2 protein-coding genes are annotated in these 3,224 nt (G+C 66.0%); both read left to right on the top strand.

The window, feature by feature from the left end:
* Positions 1 to 2 precede the first annotated feature (2 nt).
* Complete coding sequence (locus IVB48_RS16060) at positions 3 to 2,825, top strand: hybrid sensor histidine kinase/response regulator (protein WP_247400788.1); 2,823 nt, start codon at positions 3 to 5, stop codon at positions 2,823 to 2,825.
* Positions 2,826 to 2,850: 25 nt separating this feature from the next.
* On the top strand, positions 2,851 to 3,224 hold a 374-nt coding region (locus IVB48_RS16055), incomplete at its 3' end, for a chemotaxis protein CheW (RefSeq protein WP_247287501.1).

The following is a 3,224-nucleotide window of genomic DNA, read 5'->3' as shown; positions in this document are numbered from 1 at the left end:
TCATGGATGATCTGTTGCGGGAGTTTTTGACGGAAACCAGCGAGAGCCTGGACACCGTGGACAATCAGCTGGTGAAGTTCGAGCAGGAGCCGAACAACGCCAAGATCCTGGATAACATCTTCCGCCTGGTCCACACCATCAAGGGCACGTGCGGCTTTCTCGGATTGCCGCGACTTGAAGCGCTGGCGCATGCCGGCGAGACGCTGATGGGCAAATTCCGTGACGGCATGCCGGTGACCGGGCAGGCGGTGACGGTGATCCTGTCCTCGATCGACCGCATCAAGGAAATTCTGGCCGGGCTGGAGGCGACCGAAGCCGAGCCCGAGGGTACCGACCGCGACCTCATCGACAAGCTGGAAGCGATGGTCGAGCAGGGCATGGCCGCTATGTCAGGCTCGGCGCAGCCGATGGCGGCCGGTGCTGCTGCTCCCGTGGCCGAAGCGCCGCCGCTGGTGCCGGAAGCACCTGTCGCAGTTGAAGCCGCGCCGACCTCCGGCGTGCTGGCCGACCAGAGCCTGGAGCGTCCGCTGCGTCCGGGCGAAGTCTCGCTCGACGAGCTTGAGCGCGCCTTCCGCGAGACCGCGATCGAAGTCCCGGCCCCCGTTGCCAAGGCCGAAGTCAAGGCCGAGCCCCAGCCTGCCGCTGAAGCGGCAGTGGCTGTTGCCAAGGACGCTGCCAAGGAAGCCAAGGAAGCCAAGGCGCCCAAGGACAAGGCCGCGCCGAAGAAGTCGATCGCCGACGAGGGCGCCGGCGAGGGAGCCAGCATCGCCAACCAGTCGATCCGCGTCAACGTGGATACGCTGGAGCATCTGATGACCATGGTCTCCGAGCTGGTGCTGACCCGCAACCAGCTGTTGGAGATCTCCCGCCGCAACGAGGACACCGAGTTCAAGGTGCCGTTGCAGCGGCTGTCCAACGTCACCGCCGAGCTGCAGGAAGGCGTCATGAAGACGCGCATGCAGCCGATCGGCAATGCCTGGCAGAAGCTGCCCCGCATCGTTCGCGACCTCTCGAGCGAACTCGGCAAGCAGATCGAGCTGGAGATGCACGGCGCCGACACCGAGCTCGACCGCCAGGTGCTCGACCTGATCAAGGACCCGCTCACCCACATGGTGCGCAACTCCGCCGACCATGGCCTGGAGACCCCGGCCGAGCGTCTCGCCGGCGGCAAGGGCGAGCAGGGCACCATCCGCCTGTCCGCCTATCACGAGGGCGGCCACATCATCATCTGCATCGCCGACAACGGCCGTGGCCTGAACACCGACAGGATCAAGGCCAAGGCGATCTCCTCAGGTCTGGTCACCGAGGCCGAGCTCGAGAAGATGAGCGAAGCCCAGATCCACAAGTTCATCTTCGCGCCGGGCTTCTCGACCGCTGCCGCCATCACCTCGGTGTCGGGACGCGGCGTCGGCATGGACGTGGTGCGCACCAATATCGACCAGATCGGCGGCACCATCGACATCAAGTCGGTCGCCGGTGAAGGCTCCTCCGTCACCATCAAGATCCCGCTGACGCTGGCCATCGTCTCCGCGCTGATCGTGGAAGCCGCCGGCGACCGCTTTGCGATCCCGCAGCTCTCCGTGGTCGAGCTGGTGCGGGCCCGCGCCAACTCGGAGCACCGCATCGAGCGCATCAAGGACACCGCGGTGCTCAGGCTGCGCAACAAGCTGCTGCCGCTGATCCACCTCAAGAAGCTGCTCAAGATCGACGACGGCGCCGTCTCCGATCCCGAGAACGGCTTCATCGTGGTGACGCAGGTCGGCAGCCAGACCTTCGGCATCGTCGTCGACGGCGTGTTCCACACCGAAGAAATCGTGGTCAAGCCGATGTCGACGAAACTGCGTCACATCGACATGTTCTCGGGCAATACCATCCTGGGCGACGGCGCGGTCATCATGATCATCGACCCCAACGGCATTGCCAAGGCGCTCGGCGCCGCCGGCTCCTCGGCCCATGACATGAACAACGAGAACGGGACGCACAGCATCGGATCGGGCGAGCAGACCACCTCGCTGCTGGTGTTTCGCGCCGGCTCGTCCCAGCCCAAGGCGGTCCCGCTCGGGCTCGTCACGCGCCTGGAAGAGCTCCCGGCCGACAAGATCGAGTTCTCGAACGGCCGCTACATGGTGCAGTACCGCGAGCAGCTGATGCCGCTCGTCGCCATGGAGAGCGTCACCATCGCGAGCCAGGGCGCCCAGCCGATCCTGGTGTTCTCCGATGACGGCCGCTCCATGGGCCTCGTCGTCGACGAGATCATCGACATCGTCGAGGAACGGCTCAACATCGAGGTCGGCGGATCCTCCTCCGGCATTCTCGGCTCGGCCGTGATCAAGGGCCAGGCCACCGAAGTGATCGACGTCGGCCACTTCCTGCCGATGGCGTTCTCCGACTGGTTCACCCGCAAGGAGATGAAGCCGTCGCTGCACTCGCAATCGGTGCTGCTGGTCGACGACTCGGCGTTCTTCCGCAACATGCTGGCCCCGGTGCTCAAGGCCGCCGGCTACCGCGTCCGCACCGCGCCGACCGCGCAGGAGGGCCTGGCTGCGTTGCGCGCGCAGACCTTCGACGTGGTCCTGACCGACATCGAGATGCCCGACATGAACGGGTTCGAGTTTGCCGAGACCATCCGCTCCGACAGCAATCTGGGCGCGATGCCGATCATCGGGCTCTCCGCGCTGGTGTCGCCGGCGGCGATCGAGCGCGGCCGTCAGGCCGGCTTCCACGACTATGTCGCCAAGTTCGACCGTCCCGGTCTGATCGCGGCGCTGAAGGAACAGACCGCGGGCGCCGCCGGTGCCTCCGAGCTGAGCCGCGCAGCAGCGTAACCAGCGGGATCAGGAGATACGCAACATGACCAAGAAGACCCAGTCCGGCGAAGGCGCCATGGTCGAATACGTCACCGCGATGATCGGCGGCCAGCTGTTCGGCCTGCCGATCTCCCGCGTCCAGGACGTGTTCATGCCCGAGCGCGTCACCCGCGTGCCGCTGTCCTCGCGCGAGATCGCGGGCGTGCTGAACCTGCGCGGCCGCATCGTCACCGTGGTCGACATGCGCGCCCGGCTCGGCCTGCCCAAGCCCGAGGACGGCAAGATCCCGATGGCGGTCGGCGTCGACCTGCGCGGTGAATCCTATGGCCTCCTGATCGACCAGATCGGCGAAGTGCTGCGGCTCGCCGAGGACGGCATGGAAGAAAACCCCGTCAATCTCGACCCCCGCATGGCCAA

It is taken from the genome of Bradyrhizobium sp. 76, assembly GCF_023073025.1.
Taxonomy (GTDB): Bacteria; Pseudomonadota; Alphaproteobacteria; order Rhizobiales; family Xanthobacteraceae; genus Bradyrhizobium.
This window is presented reverse-complemented; position numbering and strand designations above follow the sequence as displayed.

Bases quoted from the DNA above. Each gene is read 5' to 3' on its own strand.
- IVB48_RS16060 (WP_247400788.1), top strand. From the start codon at position 3: ATGGATGATCTGTTGCGGGAGTTTTTGACGGAAACCAGCGAGAGCCTG.